The sequence below is a fragment of the Natrinema soli genome (assembly GCF_028618695.1).
In genome coordinates this window covers 1-765 of the sequence record NZ_JAQIVI010000639.1, presented here as the reverse complement: position 1 = coordinate 765, position 765 = coordinate 1, and the positions used below count along the sequence as shown (strand labels likewise).

General features: G+C 68.8%; 2 protein-coding genes. Both read right to left on the bottom strand.

Annotated elements, in window-relative coordinates; translation table 11 throughout:
• Positions 1-96: HPr family phosphocarrier protein (locus PGX04_RS28800; RefSeq protein ID WP_273741624.1), on the bottom strand; the 96-nt coding region annotated here is incomplete at its 3' end.
• On the bottom strand, positions 96-566 hold the full coding sequence (locus PGX04_RS28795) for a PTS sugar transporter subunit IIA (RefSeq protein ID WP_273741623.1): 471 nt from the start codon (positions 564-566) through the stop codon (positions 96-98). The genes PGX04_RS28800 and PGX04_RS28795, both read right to left, overlap by 1 nt.
• Between the last annotated feature and the right edge of the window lie 199 nt (positions 567-765).

Here is a 765-nt window from a genome sequence, read left to right as displayed (position 1 = left end):
CACCTCGGCGTCGAACTCGGGCGACGTCTCGACGAACGTCGCGGCCGGCCGCGCGTGGAGTCCGTCCGCGGGCACTACGGTGACGGTGCGCTCCATCACGCGACCGCCTCCGTGATCGTCTCCTCGATCGCTTCCTTCGAGTCAGCCTCGTGGAGGCGCTCGCGGACGTCGTCGTGCATCAGGGCCCGCGAGAGCGAACTCAGGAGTTCGAGGTGCTCCTCGCCGCCCTCGGCGGGGACGAGTAGCATGAACAGCAGCGTCGCCGGCTGGTCGTCCATCGCGTCGAAGTCGATGCCGGCCGAAGAGCGGGCGAAGACGATCGTCGGCTCGGCGACCGCGTCGGTCTTCGCGTGCGGGATACCGATTCCCATGCCGACGCCGGTCGTCGTCTCCTCCTCGCGGGCGAGCAGGGCCTCGAGGGCGGCCTCGCGGTCGTCGACGCGGCCGGCATCGACCGCGCGGTCGAGCAGGAACTCGATGGCGGCCGCCTTCTCTGCGGGCGGTTCCTCGAGCGTGATCAGTTCGGAGGTCAGTACGGCGTCGATTGCGGGTTCGGACACAGTCATCGTATGATCGCTATGGTGTTGAACGGTGTGGATCGCGTCGGGTAGTCAGTCGTTCGTCTGTCCTGCGTTCGTCTGGCTCGCGTCGGTCGCGGACGTCGCGGGTTCGGCGCCGGCGACGCGCTCGTGGTAGTCGGGCTTGATCAGCGTGGCGACCGTCGCCGTGACGATCGTGCCGAGCGCGATGCAGGCGAGGAACAGC